The organism is Rufibacter latericius, assembly GCF_003721515.1.
Lineage (GTDB): Bacteria > Bacteroidota > Bacteroidia > Cytophagales > Hymenobacteraceae > Nibribacter > Nibribacter latericius.
The window spans coordinates 467,039-486,693 of the sequence record NZ_RJJD01000001.1; the positions used below are offsets into that span (position 1 = coordinate 467,039).

Genomic DNA, 19,655 nt, shown 5'->3' on the forward strand with positions numbered 1-19,655 from the left:
TGCGCCTAGGTCCAGAACCCGAGGCTTGGCCCAAAGCATGGTTTTAGGCCCATTTTAGAGAAAACTGCCTTAAAACATCAGAATATAAGCAGTACCAGTTACTTTGGGCGGACTTTTCCTTGTTTGATGGCCTTTTAAGGTCTAATTTTCCATCAGAATAATAACTAAGAAAGCCACAAAGGGCATGACTTTTGCTTTTTAGGGTAAGAGGATAATAAGCCTCTTTTGCAATGTTAGAAACCTGGAACCCTAAATTAGAAGTAGTATGGAACGCTGATGAGACCGCGATCCTGGATTCTGCCGTGCTGCTGACCCAGCATTCTGAACAGGCTTCTTTTGTTTCTGACGTGCTTATGTTTCTGTACCAGCACTCTGGGGCAGACATCATCATGATTTGCCATAAGACGAAACTGGCTGGCGAGATGAAGATTCTGGAGATTCTCTTCAAGGGACAGCTTTTCCCCGCCCAGGCTACCTATCCGCTGCAGGGAACGCCCTGCGCCAACGTTACCCGGCACGGAGTTCGGTATTTCGCCTCGGGTGTGAAAGACCGGTTCCCGCTGGATTCTTACCTGCGGAAATATGAGATTGAGAGTTATTTCGGGGCTCCGCTCATGGGCTCCTCTGATGATTTGATTGGCGTAGTGGCCTTGCAGCACCAAAAAACGTTAGAGAATCCGTATTTACTTGAATTATTGCTCACCATTCTTTCCCCTTCCCTGGAAGCCCGGCTTGACCGGATTGTTTCCCAAGCCACCTCATGAAACACAGCAAGAAATGTCCGCATTGTGGCCATTGGTCTGCCTGGAGCCAAGGCGTTTCTGACCGTTGCGAGCATTGCCAGGGTATTCTGGATCCTTCCGCGCTGAAGCGGCAAACTGCCCAGGAAGAACGCAAAGAAGAAGAGGGAAAGCGGTTCACCGTTGATTTCATCCAGATCCACGCCTCAGATTCTGCCTTCACCAAGTTCCTGAAAAGCATAGGCCTTAGATTTCAATTGGCCTTTGTGGGCATCGTCTCATTCTTTCTATGGCTTATCGCGTTACTGGCCGGCTGAACTGGCGCACCTTTACGCCCCTTTTCTGGATTTTGGCGGCTTTGTACCTGGCACACCGCAGCTTGGTTCTCCTGGAGGTGTCCCGCCCAGCATGGCTTAGGTTTTACCTGGATGACCTGCTTTGCCTGCCCTTGCTGCTTACCGTTACCTTGTTCCTGATGCGGTTTCTTTACGGCCCCCAGGTTCGCTTCACTAAATACCACGTGGGCTTTGTGATACTCTATGTTTCCCTGGCGTTTGAGCTGGTTTTCCCCACGTTTTTGCCGCGCTACACCGGTGACCCCGTAGACGTTTTGCTGTACGCAGTAGGCGGATGGCTATTCTACCGTTTCCTGAACCCCGCCTACTCCTAATTTCGTTTTTAAGCCGATTTCCAAAAAAGCACCCAAAACCCAGATGGACTGAACCTGTCTTTGCCGATGCGTATAAGGAGGGCTATGCAGGAAACCGGAACCATCTACATTGGCACCTCGGGGTGGCACTACAATCATTGGAAGGGCAAGTTCTATCCAGAGGGGGTTACGCCGAAGCAGTTCACCGAGTATTATCTGCGCTTCTTCAGGACCGTGGAGATCAACAATTCCTTTTACCGCTTGCCCTCTGCCGAGACGTTTGCCACCTGGCGCACCAGCGTGCCCCCTGATTTTCTGTTCTCGGTGAAAGCCAGCCGATACATCACGCACATGAAGAAGCTTAAGGACCCGCAGCAGAGCCTGGCGCAGTTCTTAGGCAATGCCTTGGCGTTGGAAGAGAAACTGGGTCCTATTCTGTTTCAGTTGCCACCTGTCTGGCGCCTGAACCTGGAGCGTTTCCATGACTTTCTGAAGGCCCTGCCGCCCTACCACCGGTATACTTTTGAGTTCAGGGACCAGAGCTGGTACAACCCCGAAGTCTTTGCCTTGCTCCAGCAATACAACCATGCTTTTTGCATCTACGACCTGGCCGGTCACCTGTCGCCCCTGGAAGTCACCGCAGGTTTTGTGTACGTGCGCCTGCACGGCCCCGAAGGAAAATACGCGGGAAGCTACTCAGAGGAAACCCTGCAATTTTGGGCCTCCCACTGCCGTACCTGGGCCGCCGCCGGCAAAGATGTGTTTGTGTACTTTGACAATGACATTGGAAGCCACGCGCCTTTCAACGCCATTGCCTTGCAGGAACTGGTAAAAAAAAACAGCTAATAGTTTTTAAACCATTAGCTGCGCAGTCTTATACTGGTTTTATGCCACCAACCGGCATTAGTTCCCGGTCATAATACACCAGTTCAGGGTGAGAAGGGTTTTCTGCTACCGTGCAATAGTACACACGTTTTGCGTATCGTCTTATTGTTAACTTAAGGGTAGGATTTACTTTGGCGAAAACAGTTGAGCCTTGGGGATATTGATTTTCCATCATCTTGTAAGATACGGATAAACCCAGGACTTCACCGGATATATCTTCCCTCTTAGGGAAATAGATTTTCTATGCCTCCTTTCCCTAAGCCGCCCCCGCCTGGTTAGGAATGACGGACCAACAGATACGTAGTGGCAAGAATGGCGTTCTGCCTGGTACCCTCGTCCACTCCGGGGCTTAATTGGGTAGCCACCATCTGTATCTCGAACCCGTTTTCCAGGAACTGCGCTACTTGATTGGTAGTATCATTAGAAGAAATCTGGTTGTTTCCTGGCTTTGGATACTCCACCCTGCTCAAAACCGTTATTACCCGCTGTTCCATAAAGCCTTTGCTTGTTTAAGGGCCAAATTTACTGAAATGAGGCAGAAACATCTTGAAATATATTCTTAGGCCGGGATCAGCCCATATGCCTCAGCCAGCAGTTCATAGCTGCGCAGACGGTCCTGAAAATCATAGGTGATGGTGACTATTACTATCTCATCCACGTTGTAGGCCTCGGCCAGGGCATCCAGCTTTGCTTTCACTTGATCTGGAGTGCCTACCACCATCCGTTGGCGATTGTACTGCACCTGGGCGAGTTCATCGGGTTCCAGGTCATCGTAGAAGGCTTTGGCGGTTTCAAAGGAAGGCACGCCGCTGGCTTTTCCCTGCCGGATGTGCAGCATGAGCATGTCCATGGAGAGTTGCAGTTCCTCGGCCTTCTGCTGGGTATCGGCGCAAAGCACAAAGATTCCGAAGTTACCGGCGGGTTTCTTCAACAAAGCCGAAGGCGTGAACCGGGTCTGGTAGGCTTGCATCATCTCTGGGCCGCCTTTAGGGTTAATGAAATGGGCAAAAGAGAATCCCATGCCAAAATGTGCCGCAAACACGCCGCTCTGTCCGCTGGAACTCAGAAGCCAGCGCTCTGGGGTGGTGGCCGAGCGGGGCGTTACCTTCACCTCCGCGGCTTCGGATCCGTTGAGGCCGTCCTGCAGGTAGCGGTCCAGGTTGATGAGTTGGTCCACGAAATCCTGCTCGTTAAATTGGTTGTAGGGGTTGAGCAAGGCGGCGGTTTTGCGGTCAGTTCCCGGGGCCCGACCGATGCCTAGGTCAATTCGGTTGGGATACAGCGCTTCCAGTAACCTGAAATTCTGGGCCACCTTCAAAGCACTGTAATGCGGCAACATCACCCCGCCCGAGCCAATGCGCAGGTGTTGGGTATGGGCAGCCAGGTACGGAATCAACACTTCGGGCGAGGGGCCCGCCAAGCCTAGGGAATTATGGTGCTCGGAGACCCAGTAGCGGGTGTAGCCTAGCCTATCCGCCAGTTTGGCTAGTTCCAGGGTTTCCTTCAGAGCTTGTTCTGCCGTGCCGCCCGCCCGCACCGGCGTCTGGTCCAACACACTTAATTTAATCTTTTTCGCTTCAGCCATCAGGTTGATTCCTAAGGGAGTTAAGTAATAAGACGCAGACACGAAACCTCTGCCGCCTTCGTTTTACGGCTAATTTGAATAAAACGCGCTTAAAACGGCGCAACCTTTGCAGTATCCTTGAGGTAAGCATAGCCTTTGCTTACGTTTATACGTTTTTAGCGCATGCCCTTTTTCAATTCGTACTTCGGAAGCTTCTCAGAGTGGATCAATTCCCGGCGCAAGCGCTGGATTGCACGGCATGGGCAGAAGTTAAGCCTTACTTACTGGCGGTCACTGGACCGGAAGGGCTGGCTGCGGGTCATCGGGAAAATCCTGTCGGCGATACTGCTGCTGTTGTTTTTGTTTTACCTGGCCGTGTACTTCGGGCTGTTCGGTTGGCTGCCCACCAAGCGCCAGCTCAAAGCCGTGCAGAACAACATGCCTTCTGAGGTCTACACCGCCGACAGCGTGCTCATTGGCCGGTATTTCATCCAGGACCGCACCAACGTGGCCTATGACAAGATTGCCGAACCTGCCATTAAAGCCCTGATCGCTACCGAGGATGTCCGCTTCTACGAGCACGACGGCGTGGATTACCGAAGCCTGGCCCGCGTGTTCATCAAATCGCTGCTGTTGCAGGAAGAAAGCTCCGGCGGGGGCAGTACCCTCAGCCAGCAGCTGGCCAAGAACCTGTTTCCGCGCAAGAACCTGGGCATTCTTTCCATGCCTGTGAACAAGCTGCGCGAAGCCATTCTGGCCCGCCGTTTTGAGGCCATTTACACCAAAGAAGAGATCTTGCAGCTGTACCTGAACACCGTGCCCATGGGCGGAAACGTGTACGGCATTGAATCAGCTGCCCGGCGTTTCTTCAGCACCTCCGCCGATTCGCTGAAAACCGAGGAAGCTGCCGTGCTCATCGGGTTGCTGAAAGGCACTACCATGTACCACCCCAAGCTGTACCCAGATCGTTCTTTGCAGCGCCGAAACGTGGTGCTGGCCCAGATGGCCAAGTATGGCTATCTCTCTCCTGCCCAGAAAGACTCGCTACAGAAACGCCCGCTCAAGCTCAGGTACAACCTTTACTCGCACCACAGCGGCCTGGCACCTTACTTCCGGGAACAGCTTCGGAAGGAATTGGATTTGTGGGCGGCGCTCCAGAAAGACGCCGAAGGAGAGCCGTACAACCTCTACAACGACGGTCTTAAAATCTACACTTCCCTGGACAGCAAATTACAGCGCCACGCCGAACTTGCTTTGAAGCAACGCATGAAAGCTTTGCAGATAGATTTCGATAAACACTGGGGAAACAAAGCACCCTGGACGGGTCAACCCGATGTCCTGCAAGCCGCCAAGCTCCGGTCGTTGCGCTACAAACGCCACAAAGCCGCTGGCCTTTCAGACGATGAGATTGACGAGATTTTCAACATGCCGCGCAAGATGCAGGTGTTCCGGTGGCGGGGCGAAACCACCCGCACCATCAGCCCAATGGATTCGCTCCGGCATTACCTACGCTACCTAAACGCCGGTTTCGTAGCCATGGAGCCTAACAGCGGATTTGTACGTGCCTGGGTAGGCGGCATCAACCATAATTTCTTCCAGTATGACCACGTGCGGTCGCGCCGGCAGGTTGGTTCCACGTTTAAGCCCATCGTGTACGCCGCTGCCCTGGACCGCGGCATCGCACCTTGCTCCTATTTCCCGAATGAGCGCCGCGTGTTCCCGGAATACGACAACTGGTCACCGCGCAACTCTGATGACCAGTACGGCGGAGCCTATTCCATGACCGGGGCGCTTACACAATCCATCAACACGGTGTCGGTGAATGTGGCCTTGCAAGTGGGTATTCCTAAGATTGTGCAACTGGCCCATAACTTGGGCATCACGGGGGAACTTCCTTCCACCCCATCTCTGGCCTTAGGCACCGCAGATGCCAGTCTTCTGGAGATGGTGGCTGCCTACGCCGCCTTGGCCAACGGAGGTTACCAGATCAAACCACGATACCTTTTGCGCATCACCGATCGGCAAGGCACCGTGCTCTTGGACCAAAGCAACCCTAACGGCCACGGGCAGCATGTACTCTCCAGCCAAGCCACCGCCCTTCTGCGCCCCATGCTGGAAAGCGTGGTGCAGGAAGGGACCGGCCGCCGCCTCCGGAATGAATTTCGCCTGAACATGGACATTGCGGGAAAGACGGGCACCACTCAATCGCACGCCGATGGCTGGTTTATTGGGTTCACACCTGATCTGGTGGCAGGAGCTTGGGTGGGAGGCGAAGACCGGCGCATCCGGTTCAGGGACCTGGAAAAGGGCGGCGGTGCCAACACCGCATTGCCTATCTGGGGCAACTTCTTCCAGCGCCTCAGCTCAGACCGGGACTACCGCCGCTATTCCTACAGCCGCTTCGCCCCGCTTCCTTCACACTTGCAGAGTTACCTTAACTGTCCGCCGTACCAGCCGCCCTTTGTGGAGGCTCCGGTCATAGAAGAAGACCGCGGCATTGACGAGTTTTTCAAAAGAAGCGGCCGCAAGCTTAAAGACCTTTTCAAGAAGAGAGACAAGAAGGAACGCGAAAAAGAACGAGACCGTGAAAAAGACTGGCAGAAAGACCTGGAGAAGGAATTAGAAAAGAGGGGAAGAGGCAACGGTCGTGGCCGCTGGGGCAGGGAAGATTAGTGTAGGAACACCTTGTAGTTGCCTTTGATGGTTGAACGCACTGGAAAGGGCAGCCACAAGGGATTGCCCCTACTGGTATTAAATAGAAAAAAGAAAAAGCCTCACCCGTTTAGCTACGGGTGAGGCTTTTTTGTTTCTCATTTTTAACCTTGTTTCTCAAAACAGGCTGAAAGCAGGAATTGTATCAATCTAACCTCAGGTACGGCTCTTCTCCAGCGTGATCCTGGCCCGGTGGCAAATGCCGCCCAGCGGAGGGTTGAACTTGGAGACGCTTACCTTTACCTGCTCCACAAAGGGGAACTCCTGGAAGATAGCTTCCAGAATGCGGTGCCCCAGGTGCTCTAAAAGACGGGCCGGAGTGACCATCTCGTGGAGGACCAGTTTGTAGAGCCTTTCGTAATTCACGGTCTCGTCCAGGTTGTCTGAGGCACCGGCGGCGTGCAGATCGGTTTCTATGTACAGGTCTACCCCGTACTTGTTGCCTATTTTCTGCTCCTCGTCATAGAACCCGTGGAAGGCGAAGAACTCCAGGCCTTCCAGCGCAATCTGCCCCATCCTATCTAGAACTAGATTTCGTCAAAGAAAGACCCGCCGCTCACCGCTACCGCAGGAGCTGGTTTAACTTGACTGGTTCCCGGAGGTTGTACCTCTGGTTTCTCTGGTAATGGATGCTCACGCTCTGGTTCCGGCTCCTCTACTGGTGTGGGGCTTGGGGCTGGCGGAAGATCTGGTTTCGGTTCCTCTCTTCTGGGAGGGTCAATGGACGGCGTGGGGATGTGCGGAGGCACGATCTCTGGGGTACGCGGATGCACATCAGGGGCCGGGTTTGGCGTATGTACCGGCGGAATAGTGCCTGGCGTAGACGGAATAGACTCGCGGCTTCCGCCCCCGCCTATTTCGTAACCACCAGCCAGTGGCTGGTCTGTGAAGTTTGCAGCCGGAACATTGTCCACTCTGGGGGCCGGAACTACAGGTGTTATGGGCGTTGAAATAAATGCATTCATAGTAGTATCTTTTTCGTCCTCGGGCCGCTGCGCTTTAATTTGAGCGGCTCTTTGTAAGATACTGGCAAGTGAGGCTTTAGGTTTTGACCTGGTTTTCTCCACCTTATCAAGGGCATCAGAGGCCAGGTTCTGTAGGTCACGTACCATGTTCTCCAGGTAATCTTCCAGGCGCAGGTAATCCTGCTCCAGGTTTTTCACCTCTGCGTGCATTTCGGCTACAGTTTTGTCGGCTTGCATGTAGGCACTTTCCAGCACACTGCGGGCTTTCTGACGAGCGGCTTCTAATACCTGATCGGCTTTCAATTGGGCTTCACGCACCTGCAGATCAGCGGCTTTGGTGGCCTGGTCTACAATGCTGGTGCTGGTGTCTTCGGCGGTCTTGAGGGTTTTGTAGAGCGATGATTCCACCTCACGTAGTTTCTGGACTTCGCGGCCGGCCACTTCCAACTTCATGCGCAGGTCTTTGTTTTCGTCCTGCAGTTTTTCCCATTGCTGGGAAAGCGTGAGCAGAAACGCCTGCACCTCATCCTTGTCCAAGCCCCTAAACGCCTTCTCAAACGTTTTCTGTCTGATTTCTAACGGAGTAATCTTCATATTTCCTTCAAGGTTAACGCCCAAACCGCAATGCTGCGGTCATCACTACACGAAACTAACTGATTCCAATGAGCCGACCAAAACAATTTGTTCACCGACGTACCGTGGCCGGCATGCCGGGCTTTGTCGATCACTTTCAATAATTTGAACGTTTGAGCATCCCACACCTTCACACTTTTATCCATGCTGCAGGTGGCAAAAAGCCGCCCGTTGGGACTGAACGCAATATGGTTTAGGGTGAACAGATGGGCGATGATACTGGTATGTTCATGGTACTGGTTTTCTACCTCCCAAACCCGTAAATGGGCATCACGACTGCCGCTGAGCAGGTATTCCCCGCTTGGCGTATAGGCCAGAGTGAACACCGAGCCGGTATGCCCCTCTAACGTCTGCTTTACCTCCAGCGTCTCTGCGTCCAGAATTAAAATCCGCTGATCGCTCAGACCCAGCGCCAGTTCTGCTTTCTGCGGGTGCACCGCCACCGTCCGGATGCTTTTCTCTGAGTACCGTCTGACTTTCTGTATCTCCAGTTTTTCCAGGTTTACCACCAGTAAAGAACCATCGCTTAATGCAAGGTAGGCTTGTTGCGTCTCCCAGAAGTATTGGATGTCAAAGATGGCGGCGGGCGGAAGTGGAATGGTTTTCACGATGGCTTTGGCCGGCAGATCCAGCACTTCCAGGCTGTTGTGGTTGTGCCCAATGAGGAGCCATTCTTTTTCGGGCACGTATTTGAGGGCGTACACGCTGGAACTCACCCGGGCCACCAATTGGCCGTTCTCGGGTTGGGTCAGGTCCCATTGCACCACCAAGCCATCGGCCCCGGAGGAAAAAAACTTCTGCGGCTCGGGGGCTCGTTCCAGGGTATAAACGCAGTCGCGGTGACCGGTAAGAGTAGTGACTTTCTGAACCTGAAACGGGCTGGCCATGGGGTACGGGAAAAGGGACGGAAGTTATTTTTGTCTAAATTTACCAAAAACAGGTCAAAAACCGTTTCCGCTCCTTCGCCTCCTATGCCGCTTCACCAGTTTACGCCGCTTTCTTCTACTTCTCTTTTAGGGCTTTGGCGGGTAGATGAAACTATTGCCGAACTCCGCGAGATGTTGCTCTCCCAGCGACCCAATCACGAAATACCGGTATTTAAATCAGAGCTTCGGACCCGCGAATGGCTGGCGGTGCGCCTTCTGGCGTATCTATTATTGGAAAAGCTTTCAGCCCCTGAGATGTACCTGCAAACCCAGGAAACCGGCGGCCCGGTGTGTACAGATCCTTCTTGGCACGTATCGCTCACGCATTCCGGGGTGTGGGTGGGGGCTATCGTTTCCAGCTCGCAGGAAGTTGGCATAGATCTTGAAATAAAGGGAGACAAGGCCCCGCGGTTGGCTCCGCGGTTCCTGAACGAGAAAGAACTGTTGGCCTCGGCCGATGATCCGGAGAAAATTCACCTGTACTGGAGCGCCAAGGAAACACTTTACAAAGTGTATCGGAACAAAAGCCTGCACTTCAAGGAGAATTTGCTGCTTGAGGATTTTGATCGGCAAACGGCCGGCACCTTCTTTGGGCGCGTCCTCACCCATACGTTTGAGCAAAGCTACACCGTTCACTATGAAGTTCACCCCGCGTTTGTCTTGACGTATGTGCTGGCACCGCCTTCGTTTATTTGAGTCGCTTTTACTTCCGGAGGATCGTCCTTCGGAAAACAAATACCACCTTTGGACCCAACGTTATGAGATCATTCTTTACCTTTTTACTGGCCATCGTTTTCACCACCGGCGCGTTTGCCCAGACCGGTTACCGTATCGGGACCAAAGTGGAAAACTTCACCCTGAAAGATGCCCAGAACCAGTCGGTGGAGTTGGCTAACTTCAAAGACGCGCCTTTGCTGGTGGTGGTTTTCACCAGCGTAAGCTGCCCCTACGCCAAACTCTATGAGAACCGTCTGCAGAACCTTTCTCAGACATACAGCGGCAAAGGTGTGCGGTTTGTGTACGTGAACACCAACATAGGCCTGGAAGAAGGCAGCCAAACCGATAAAGCTCAACCCGACCGTCCCAGTACCCAGAAATTCCCCTACTTGATTGACGAAGGCCAGCAACTGAGCAAGCAGTTCGGGGCCACCAAAGCCCCTGAGGTGTTTGTGCTCCAAAACTCCACTGACGGTTTCTACCTCCGCTACAAAGGCGCTATTGACGACAATCCGCAGGCCGAAAACTACGTGAAAGAACGGCATTTAGCGGGGGCCTTGGATGCACTTCTGGCAGGACGTTCGGTGGCGAACGCTGAGCGCCGGGCTTCCGGTTGTTTGATCAAGAAATTTTAGAATCGTCTGCTTTAAGCCTGTTTTCAGGAAAAGAGTTTTAAAACAATTCTTCCTGTGTGAGCCTGTCGTTTCCTCGGCAGGCTTCTTTTTTGATCCCAATTAGAGGGAAAGCAGCATTCTGCTTTAAGCCCGTTTCTGGAAAAAGAAGTTAAAAGCCCACTCCTAACCTTTGCAGCTTTACCTTTGCCCATCCTATTTTTCACTTCTAATTCCAACCAAAGAATGGACTTCCTGGACCCAGACCTGAACGCCTACGCCGAGGCGCATACCACTCCTGAGACCCCGTTGTTGCACCGCCTGAACCGCGAGACGCACCTGAATGTGATGAAGCCACGCATGCTGTCTGGGCATTTGCAGGGAAGAACGCTGGCCATGTTTTCGCAGATGCTGCGCCCACGCCGGATTCTGGAAATTGGGACGTATACGGGCTACTCCGCGCTTTGCCTGGCCGAGGGATTGACCGAAGACGGCGTGCTGCACACCATTGACGTGAACGATGAGTTAGAGGACATGGTGCGGAAGTACATCTCGGAGGCAGGTCTGGAGCAGAAGATTCAGCTGCACATTGGGCAGGCCGCGGAAGTCATTCCAACCTTGCACGAGCCATGGGACCTGGTGTTCATTGACGCCGATAAGAAAAGCAACGGTCTCTATTTTGATATGGTCATCGACAAAGTGCGCCCCGGCGGGTTCATTCTCACGGATAATGTGCTTTGGAGCGGCAAAGTGGTGGAGAAATTCAGGCCTAAGCTGGACAAAGACACCGAACTGGTGCTGGACTTCAACCGCAAGGTACACGAAGACCCACGGGTTGAAAACCTGCTGCTGCCCATCAGAGACGGCATTCTGGTGGCCCGCAAGAAGTAATCCACAACTTGTGGACAACCCCGTGGAAAAGCGCGTGGATAAATTTTTACCTACCCCCTGCTTCCTTTACCCCCTCAAAATCACCTACTTTGTAGTACCACCTGTGCTTACAACTGATTACCGGATAGCTACTTAGACCGCCGTAATTCCAGTTTTACAAGAACATAGGTTTTCTGCTATTCTTTTACCAATCCCCACGATAATCAGATGAAAAAATCATTATCGCTCCTGTTACTCAGCCTGTTATGTCTGGTAGCGCAAGCCCAAAGACCCGTTGTTCCAAACAACATCTACTTCGCAGACATCCATCTGCAGATCCAGGAAAGCGCCCGGACCGAAATCCAGAAAGTAGTGGATGCCCTGACCAAGCATCCGGCTTATTTCCAGAAGAAAGTGGATTTAGCCGATGCCTATTTCCCGTTTATTGAGCAGGCGTTCAAACAAGAAGGCGTTCCCTCAGATTTCAAATACCTGGTTCTGCAGGAAAGCGGCCTGGTATCTGATGCCGTTTCCACCTCTAACGCAGTAGGTTTCTGGCAGTTCAAGGAAGGCTCTGCCACTGAACTGGGCATCAAGGTGAACAGCCTGGTGGATGAGCGCAAGCACATCATTGAATCTAGCCGTGGGGCTGCCCGTTACATGCTGCGCAGCAACGCCTATTACAAAAACTGGTTTAACACCCTGCTTTCTTACTACCAGGGCTTGAACGGAACCAAAGCGCTGACCAAAACCTCAGACATCGGGTCTAAGAACATGGAGGTTACGGGCCAGACAAACAAGTACCTGCTTACGTTCCTGGCGCACAAAGTGGCCTATGAAAACGCCATCGGGAAAAACCCTAACCCTACCATTACCTTACAGCCGGTAAAAGCGACTCCGGGCCAAACCCTCACCGAGATTGCCATGGCCGCCCAAGCCGATGCCGCCGAAGTAGAGCGTTACAACAAGTGGCTCATGGCCTCTACCGTGCCCGCCGACAAGGAATATACCGTGATGATACCGTATGTTTCTGGTGCCCCTCGCCCCGTATTGGCCAGCGCCGGACCGGTAAGAACTTCCAGCAACTCGGCTTCAAAAGCCACCGCGAACAAACCACAGGACAGCGTGAGCAGAATCAGTGGTTTCTTCCAGACCATTAAAGCGAAACTCAACAATACCTACACGCCTGCCTCGGTGGTAGCCCAAACCGGTGACACCAAAGAAATGCTGGCCCTGAAAGGCAATATCTCAACCAGCAAATTCCTGCGGGTGAACGACCTGCGCCCTACCGATGAAGTGGTAGCCGGCAAAACGTATTATTTCCAAGCCAAACGCGCCAAAGCCAAGGACACCGAGTTCCACGTAGCGCAACGCGGCGAAACCATGCACGACATCTCCCAGAAATACGCGGTAAAGCTGAACAAGCTCCTTTCTAAAAACCGCATGCAGAAAACCGAGAGCGTGGAGCCCGGCCGCGTAGTTTGGTTACAGGAAACCCGCCCTTCCAGCATTCCGGTGGAAATTAGACCTCTGGAAGAAGAAACCACAACCGATGTTCTGGCCCAGACGTCTGCCCCAGCCGCTCAGCCAATTGCCTCAGCTCCTAAAACCACCCCTGCTGCTACGCCAAAAACAGGTGCCATCAGTGTGGAAGTAGAGGACACCACCGTTCCTCCGTATGTTAAGAAGACGCCCAAAGACGAAGTAGCTACAGCGCCTGCTTCGGCCACGTATCCCGCCAAGGCTCCGGCTGCCTCCTCTAAACCAGCCCCTGTTTTAGAACGCAAAGCCCCAACCGAAACCGTGATTTCTGATGTTAAAGTAGCCCCTGCCCAACCAGTTGCCATTCCAGCTTCGGGTACGCACCTGGTGGAAAAAGGCGAGACCTTTTACTCGATCTCTAGAAAATATGGCATCTCCGTTGCAAATCTTCTGGCTTGGAACAACATGGACGGTAGCACCCCCTTGGCCCTCGGGAAAGAACTGGTGTTAACGGGTGAGGCAACGGCCGCTACAACGGCCCCGGTTTCTACACCAGTTCCCGCAACTACCACTGCCCCAACTTCCGCCACTGCTCCGGTAACCGCTTCCGCTCCTGTAAAAGCAACTCCGGCCATCGCTCCTGTCGCTTCTTCTGGAACCGAGCACACCGTGGCTCCGAGCGAAACCCTGTATGCGATCTCCCGCAAATACGGCGTATCGGTGCAAGACCTGCAGACCTGGAACAACCTGGGCACCGGAGCCATTTCCATCGGACAAAAACTGGTGGTATCCGCTCCCGCTGCTCCTGTTGAAACCATTCAAGCTGATTCTGCCGCCACTCCTGGCACAGCCACCATCACCCACAAAGTAGCGGCCGGTGAATCTATGTATGCCATCTCCCGCAAATACGGCGTCACCGTTCAGCAAATCCAGGAATGGAACAACAAGACAGACCACAACGTGAGTGTAGGCGAAAGCCTGATCATCAAACCGAAACAATAAGGTTCACACAGAATAGCCCTAAAACAGAAGGAGCCCGCAGATTGTGGGCTCCTTCTGTTTTAGGGCTATTTTGTGTAAAACAAGCCTGAAATGAGTTGCTTGAGTTTCGGTTTTAGGGTCAGTTTGGGTTTCGCTAGTTATTGGGCTGGTCGTTTTGGATACGCTAATCTGGTTGTTGGTGAGAACACCAACAACGGCAGTGGAAATCAGGATAGTTGCAAAAAATCAAGAATACTTTAGTTTGAGGCTAGTGCCTCACTGCAGTTGCAAACTGCAGGTCATAATGAGTCCAAGTCACAGACTTGAACCATGAAAATTTGAATGAAAATACGCTGACGAAGAATGAAAATAAACTGCTTTGCTATACAACGCCCCAGTTGAAAGAACCCTATTCCAGTCTTTCGGGTGAGCGCCTAGGCAGGTTCCGTTGCCGACAGGCATTGCGACCTTTAGGGAGCAAAGGAAGCTGGCACAGCGCGAACCCGGAAGACGGGGCCTCGCGGCCGTGAGTGCTCGGAGCTCAGCGATAAAACAACTACGCCCATGCACTCATGCAAACTGCGGCCTTTCGCCAGAACAAGCAGATTGCGTGCACAAGCTAACAACAGAAAGCCGGCCTTCACGCAAGAGAACACCCAAAGGAAAATTCAAAACACATCGTTTTACACCTACTTTCTCCAAAACACCTCAAAAACCAGCCTCACATTTTCCCTCCCTCCGGAGGAGAAGAAAGAGTAGAAGCCGTCTGCAGACCATCGGCAATCTCCGGCAGGATACCTAAGCGCTGATAAATAGGCCGTACCAACTCCCTTGACCGGGGAAGGCTCCGCACAAAAGGCACAATACTCACCAGGCAGATAATGCCGCAGCCCAGCAAGGTATACGCCACCCCGATGCGCTCCGCGACCCAACCAGCCAAAAGGCTCCCGATGGGGGCCATTCCCATGAACGCCATGGAGTAGAAGCTCATTACGCGACCCCGCTTGTCATCATCCACAATGGTTTGCAGGAGCGTGTTGCTGGAGGCCATGCGCAGGATCATGCCCAAGCCCACCACAAAAATCCCAACCATAGAAAGCAGCATGGTTTTGGAAAGGGCAAAGCCAATTAGCCCCACCCCAAACAGGACAGAGGCACCCACAATGACCCGCCCTAGACCCAGCACTGATTTTCGGGAAGCCAGGTACAAAGCCCCGATCAAGGCACCTACCCCGGAGGCGCCCATGAGCAGACCCAAGGTACTGGCATCGCCACCCAACACATCACGGGCAATGGCGGGCATGAGCACTGTGAACGGCATCCCGAACAGGCTTAGCGTGGCAATGAGTACCAGAATATCTCGGATCGGCGCAAACCCGAAGGCGTAACGGAAACCTTCGCCCAAGGATTTCAGCACCTGCGTGTCTTGCACCTTTCGTTCCATTACGGGCAAGCGCATCAACAGCAGGGAAGTCAGGACTGCCAGGTAACTGAGGGCATTGATCAGGAAACAAACCCCTTCGCCCAAGGTAGCAATGATTCCTCCGGCTACGGATGGGCCCACCAACCGTGCCATGTTAAACATGGAGGAATTGAGGGCGATGGCGTTGCTCATGTCCTCGCGTTTTTCCACCAGTTGAACCACCAAGGCCTGCCGGGCACTCATGTCAAAGGCATTCACGATGCCCGCGAAAACACCCAGGGCCAGAATGTAGTGAATGGTAATGGTATCGGTGAGCACCAGTGCGGCGAGGATACTGGCTTCTAACAAAAACAGGAATTGCGTGAGCAACAATACGCGGTGGCGGTTGAACCGGTCTGAGATGACCCCGGCAAATGGCCCCAGCAGAAAAGACGGAATCTGGTTGGCGAAACTCACCATGCCCAGCAGGAAAACCGAATCGGTGAGGCGGTACACAAGCCAACTCATGGCAATCTGCTGCATCCAGGTACCAATGAGGGAAATACTCTGCCCCATGAAGAAGAGGCGGTAATTACGGTATTTGAGCGCCCGAAACATGCCGCCCAGGCGCGACGGTTTCTCTGCTGTTGATGTCTCTTCCATGGGTTCCAACCCTTTTAGGCCGAACCTGTGTACGAGGCAAACTCCTCCTTTTGTTTAAAAACAATTCATCTGTGCTTTTGGCTTGTTTTCGTAAAAACGGCCCTTAAATACACTATCGCATATGCATATGCTTTTGTGCCTTATTTTTCTAAGCCACTAAAACTTTCTACATCCCCCTGATTATCACCTCCAACCTCCTTCCCAGAAGAACCTCAACTCTTTTCGGCAAAAACGTATTATCTGAATTAATACTATGAAAAACGTCACCCTCCCTCGTGTAAATGCCATGCTGCTCCTAGCTTTTCTAGGGGTGGTTGTTCTGTATTACGGCAGGTTGTTCCTGATTCCGGTGGGGTTTGCCCTGCTCTTTTCCATGCTGATGTTACCGGTAGCCCGGAAGCTGGAGCGTTGGGGAGTAGACAGAATTCCGTCTACGTTGCTGTGCATCTTACTTATTCTGCTGTTTCTGGCCGGAGTCTTACTGCTCATCATCGCGCAAGCGGTAACCATCTCCGAAGACTGGCCCCAGATGCAACCCAAGTTACAGCAATTGGTGGCCAGCGTGCAGGAATGGATCAGGCAGCAGTTTGGCGTGGCGCCGCAGGAGCAGATCAAGGTGGTGCAGGAACAGATCCAGAAATTCTCGCAGTCGGCGAACCAATTAGGCACCAGCATCCTGAAGGGTTCTTTGGGCTTGGTGACTTCTTTTGCTTTGGTGCTGCTGTACATGTTCTTCCTGCTCTGGAAACGGGAGAAATACCGCGAGTTTTTCCTACGGCTGTACCAGGAAGAGCGTCACGCAGAGGTGAACCAGGTGCTGAACCAGATCACGAAAGTAGCGGGGCAGTACCTGGCGGGCCGCTTGATCTCCATTGTCTTTATTGCCGTCATTTATGCCATTGGGTTCTCCATCATTGGGCTGCCGAATGCCTTGCTACTTGCCCCCATCGCGGCCCTACCTATTTTGATTCCGTACGTGGGGGCGTTTGTGGGGGCCGTGTTCCCTTTGGTGTTTTCTTTGGTGGGTGGCTCTACCGGAATGGTACTTCCCACCATGGGAGTACTGGTAGTGGCTCAGGTTCTGGATAACAACCTGGTGGAACCTATTGTGATGGGCGCAAAACTAAACCTCAGTCCTATTTTCACCATTATCGCGGTGGTCTCGGGGGAACTGATCTGGGGCGTGGCGGGCATGATTCTGTTTGAGCCTTTGTTCGCCGTGATAAAGATTCTGTGTGACCATGTACAACCGCTCCATCCGTACGGCTTTCTGCTGGGAAACGAAGTAAAAGAACCCGGCTGGCTGAAGAAACTGAAACAGACATTCAGTTAAACGTAACTTCTCCAGACCCGGAATGCACCCTTTCTCCACCATCGGTTTTTGGGGCTTATTTTCAGAAAACACCCCCAAAATGAACGGTAGAAACACTCTCCCTGCACGGGGCAATTGCCCACTTCTTAGAACTTCTTGAATCTTAAGCGACTAGTCCCCGTAAAAAAATACCTATTGTCGTTTGAAATAATTCAACATTCCCAACTAAAAGACATGAAATATTCACTAAAACCACTTAACGAACAGGTAATTGTTATTACGGGTGCCTCCAGCGGAATCGGGTTGGCAACAGCCCTGGCCGCCGCAAAAAAAGGCGCCAAGGTGGTATTGGCCGCCCGCAACCGGGAAGCCTTGCTGGCCATTGAGCAGCAGATCAGAGACGAGGGCGGACAGGCCTTCCATTGCGTAGCCGATGTAGGGCGCAAAGAAGAAGTGCAATGGATCGCCAACGTGGCCATTCAGGAATTCGGGGGATTTGACACCTGGGTGAACGATGCCGGGGTCTCCATCTACGGCCGCATTGCCGAGGTAAGCGACGAAGACAACCACCGTCTGTTTGACACCAACTTCTGGGGCGTGGTGTACGGCTCCAAAGTGGCGGCCCAGCACCTCAGCCACAAAGGCGGCGCCATCATCAACGTGGGCAGCGAGGTTTCTGATATCAGCATCCCGCTCCAAGGCATGTACGCTGCCAGCAAGCACGCCGTAAAAGGCTTCACCGATGCCCTGCGCATTGAGCTGATGGAAGAAAAGGCTCCGGTTTCGGTGACCCTGATCAAACCCGCCGGAATTGACACCCCTTACCCAGAACACGCTAAAAACTACACAGACAAAGCCCTTACCCTTCCCGCTCCGGTGTATACGCCTGAGGAGGTAGCCGCCGCTATTCTGCACGCCGCCGTGCACCCGCACCGCGACATCATGGTAGGCGGAGGCGCCAAGGCGATGAGCGCTTTAAACAAACGGTTCCCGGGAGCCATGGATTGGATCAGTTCCAAGATCATGAGCAAAGAACAATTGGAAGATGCGCCGCCCGTGAACAGAGCCGGTTCCCTGCACCGTCCTTCCAATGATGGCAACGTGCACGGAAACCACAAAGGCTACGTAATGAAAACCAGCCTGTACACCCGTGCCGTGATGCACCCGGTAGCTACCAGCGCCTTGTTTGTGGCCGCCGGAGCTGCTGTGTATGCGCTCATGAACAAGAACGCGTTGAAGAACCTCAGCCTTCCTAAAAACGGCCGATCTTCCAATAGAGACACTCAGCCAGAAGTAGATGCTATCATCGTGACTACCACTTACGTGGAGGATGACAGCTACCTGAATAATGACGCTACTCCCCGGAACGATCCTTACCAAGGAACATCCGGCGGCACTTTGGGAAGAGACCCTTACTTAAAATAGACTAACCTAGAGAAGCGACTCACTCGCTTCCTTTTTGCATGAGAAGGGTACTCCTGGGCTTCGGCACCGGGAGTACCCTTTCTGCTTTTTCGGGTTTCTTTCAGGCAGGAATTAAAAACATCAGCATACAGATACTTCAACTTCTTTCCACCAAAGTGCTAATTCTCCGTATAGGAAATACCCCCTTAACAAGACACACTTACACTATTTTGGTATGGCAAGCGAAAAAAGAGTTAAGGTTCCTGAATCACGGGCTTCAAAAATCATCCCGAAAGGAAAATTATTGGCGATTGGCGGCAAGGAAGACAAGGGAGGAGGCCAGCCGAAAGACCAAACCCAGAACATCAACTTTATAGGGGAGCAGATCATGAAACGATTTGTTTCTGAACTGAAGGGCAAAGAACCGTTGATAGTAATCATCCCCACCGCCTCCGAGATTCCGGAGGAGTCGGCCCAGGATTATGTGGCCCTTTTCAAGGATCTGGGCATCCACAATGTACAGGTGGCAGACATCCGCACCCGCCAGGACGCCAACAAACCAGAATATGTAAACTTGATTTCCAAGGCTGCGGGCATCATGATGACCGGCGGCGACCAGCTTCGGCTCACCGCCCTGCTGGGTGGCACCGATGTGCTGCAGATTCTGAAAGAACGGTACATGTTCTCAGATATCATCATTGCCGGAACCAGCGCCGGCGCTACGGCCATGTCTACGCCCATGATCTATGAAGGGGAATCTGAGGGAGGCTATATTAAAGGCGATGTAAGAATGACTACCGGTCTGGAGTTTCTCAAAAACGTAGCCATTGACACCCACTTTCTCACCCGCGGCCGCATTGTGCGCATGACCCAGGCTATCTGCACCAACCCAGAGTGTATTGGCATTGGCCTGGAAGAAGACACCGCCATCCTGGTCACCGACGGAGGAAATATAGAAGTGGTGGGCAGCGGCCTGGTCACCGTGGTAGATGGCATGGGCCTCACCGAAACCAACATCTACGCCATTGAGAACGGCCAGCCCTTCACCGCCAAAGGCCTGAAGGTGCACTTATTGGGTGACGAGGAGAAATACGTCATTCCGCCGTACCAAAGAATCCAACTGCAGTAACCTTTCCTGT

18 protein-coding genes are annotated in these 19,655 nt (G+C 52.8%); 12 read left to right on the top strand and 6 right to left on the bottom strand.

The genetic code is table 11. From position 1 onward, the window contains the following. Nucleotides 1-230 precede the first annotated feature (230 nt). The 4 genes from EFB08_RS01860 to EFB08_RS01875 all read left to right on the top strand — a co-directional run bounded on the left by EFB08_RS01860 (nt 231) and on the right by EFB08_RS01875 (nt 2,235). Nucleotides 231-764 carry a GAF domain-containing protein gene (locus EFB08_RS01860; protein WP_123125201.1) on the top strand — a complete coding sequence of 178 codons (534 nt, stop codon included), beginning with the start codon at nt 231-233 and terminating at the stop codon, nt 762-764. Beyond that, on the top strand, nt 761-1,057 hold the full coding sequence (locus EFB08_RS01865; RefSeq protein ID WP_123125202.1) for a hypothetical protein: 297 nt from the start codon (nt 761-763) through the stop codon (nt 1,055-1,057). The genes EFB08_RS01860 and EFB08_RS01865 overlap by 4 nt, the downstream gene beginning before the upstream one ends. Beyond that, on the top strand, nt 1,030-1,410 hold the full coding sequence (locus EFB08_RS01870; protein WP_123125203.1) for a hypothetical protein: 381 nt from the start codon (nt 1,030-1,032) through the stop codon (nt 1,408-1,410). The genes EFB08_RS01865 and EFB08_RS01870 overlap by 28 nt, the downstream gene beginning before the upstream one ends. Before the next feature lie 84 nt (nt 1,411-1,494). Beyond that, entirely contained in the window at nt 1,495-2,235 is a 741-nt protein-coding gene (locus EFB08_RS01875; RefSeq protein WP_123125204.1) for a DUF72 domain-containing protein, read from the top strand. Between the two features lie 314 nt (nt 2,236-2,549). Here EFB08_RS01875 and EFB08_RS01885 read toward each other — a convergent pair whose 3' ends face one another. Beyond that, nucleotides 2,550-2,768, bottom strand: a complete 219-nt coding sequence (locus EFB08_RS01885; RefSeq protein WP_123125206.1) for a hypothetical protein — start codon at nt 2,766-2,768, stop codon at nt 2,550-2,552. A gap of 65 nt (nt 2,769-2,833) precedes the next feature. Next, on the bottom strand, nt 2,834-3,859 hold the full coding sequence (locus EFB08_RS01890; protein ID WP_123125606.1) for an LLM class flavin-dependent oxidoreductase: 1,026 nt from the start codon (nt 3,857-3,859) through the stop codon (nt 2,834-2,836). A 162-nt stretch (nt 3,860-4,021) separates the two neighbouring features. Between EFB08_RS01890 and EFB08_RS01895 the strand changes: the two genes are divergently transcribed. Further along, nucleotides 4,022-6,511 carry a penicillin-binding protein 1A gene (locus EFB08_RS01895; RefSeq protein WP_123125207.1) on the top strand — a complete coding sequence of 830 codons (2,490 nt, stop codon included), beginning with the start codon at nt 4,022-4,024 and terminating at the stop codon, nt 6,509-6,511. A gap of 195 nt (nt 6,512-6,706) precedes the next feature. On the opposite strand, the gene folB is transcribed toward EFB08_RS01895, so the two are convergent. Genes folB through EFB08_RS01910 form a run of 3 tightly spaced genes read right to left on the bottom strand, consistent with a single transcriptional unit; the run spans nt 6,707 to nt 9,035 of the window. Beyond that, nucleotides 6,707-7,066: a dihydroneopterin aldolase gene (folB, locus tag EFB08_RS01900; RefSeq protein WP_123125208.1), complete on the bottom strand. Its 360-nt coding sequence runs from the start codon at nt 7,064-7,066 to the stop codon at nt 6,707-6,709. A gap of 11 nt (nt 7,067-7,077) precedes the next feature. Next, nucleotides 7,078-8,109: a DivIVA domain-containing protein gene (locus EFB08_RS01905; RefSeq protein WP_123125209.1), complete on the bottom strand. Its 1,032-nt coding sequence runs from the start codon at nt 8,107-8,109 to the stop codon at nt 7,078-7,080. After that, nucleotides 8,106-9,035, bottom strand: a complete 930-nt coding sequence (locus EFB08_RS01910) for a WD40 repeat domain-containing protein (protein WP_123125210.1) — start codon at nt 9,033-9,035, stop codon at nt 8,106-8,108. The genes EFB08_RS01905 and EFB08_RS01910 overlap by 4 nt, the downstream gene beginning before the upstream one ends. Before the next feature lie 30 nt (nt 9,036-9,065). Here EFB08_RS01910 and EFB08_RS01915 point away from each other — a divergent pair, with 30 nt between their 5' ends. The 4 genes from EFB08_RS01915 to EFB08_RS01930 all read left to right on the top strand — a co-directional run bounded on the left by EFB08_RS01915 (nt 9,066) and on the right by EFB08_RS01930 (nt 13,756). Next, nucleotides 9,066-9,770 carry a 4'-phosphopantetheinyl transferase family protein gene (locus EFB08_RS01915; RefSeq protein ID WP_165864770.1) on the top strand — a complete coding sequence of 235 codons (705 nt, stop codon included), beginning with the start codon at nt 9,066-9,068 and terminating at the stop codon, nt 9,768-9,770. A 62-nt stretch (nt 9,771-9,832) separates the two neighbouring features. Beyond that, a complete protein-coding gene (locus tag EFB08_RS01920; RefSeq protein WP_123125212.1) occupies nt 9,833-10,426 on the top strand; it encodes a redoxin family protein in 594 nt (197 codons plus the stop codon). Nucleotides 10,427-10,648: 222 nt separating this feature from the next. Then, complete coding sequence (locus EFB08_RS01925) at nt 10,649-11,293, top strand: O-methyltransferase (RefSeq protein ID WP_123125607.1); 645 nt, start codon at nt 10,649-10,651, stop codon at nt 11,291-11,293. A gap of 207 nt (nt 11,294-11,500) precedes the next feature. After that, complete coding sequence (locus EFB08_RS01930) at nt 11,501-13,756, top strand: LysM peptidoglycan-binding domain-containing protein (protein ID WP_123125213.1); 2,256 nt, start codon at nt 11,501-11,503, stop codon at nt 13,754-13,756. Nucleotides 13,757-14,456: 700 nt separating this feature from the next. On the opposite strand, the gene EFB08_RS01935 is transcribed toward EFB08_RS01930, so the two are convergent. Beyond that, a complete protein-coding gene (locus EFB08_RS01935) occupies nt 14,457-15,800 on the bottom strand; it encodes an MFS transporter (RefSeq protein WP_123125214.1) in 1,344 nt (447 codons plus the stop codon). A gap of 253 nt (nt 15,801-16,053) precedes the next feature. Between EFB08_RS01935 and EFB08_RS01940 the strand changes: the two genes are divergently transcribed. The 3 genes from EFB08_RS01940 to EFB08_RS01950 all read left to right on the top strand — a co-directional run bounded on the left by EFB08_RS01940 (nt 16,054) and on the right by EFB08_RS01950 (nt 19,645). Beyond that, nucleotides 16,054-17,133 carry an AI-2E family transporter gene (locus tag EFB08_RS01940; RefSeq protein ID WP_123125215.1) on the top strand — a complete coding sequence of 360 codons (1,080 nt, stop codon included), beginning with the start codon at nt 16,054-16,056 and terminating at the stop codon, nt 17,131-17,133. A gap of 213 nt (nt 17,134-17,346) precedes the next feature. After that, entirely contained in the window at nt 17,347-18,537 is a 1,191-nt protein-coding gene (locus EFB08_RS01945) for an SDR family oxidoreductase (protein WP_123125216.1), read from the top strand. A 214-nt stretch (nt 18,538-18,751) separates the two neighbouring features. After that, the gene (locus EFB08_RS01950; protein ID WP_123125217.1) at nt 18,752-19,645 is read left to right on the top strand and encodes a cyanophycinase; all 894 of its coding nucleotides are present in this window, start codon (nt 18,752-18,754) and stop codon (nt 19,643-19,645) included. Nucleotides 19,646-19,655: the final 10 nt, after the last annotated feature.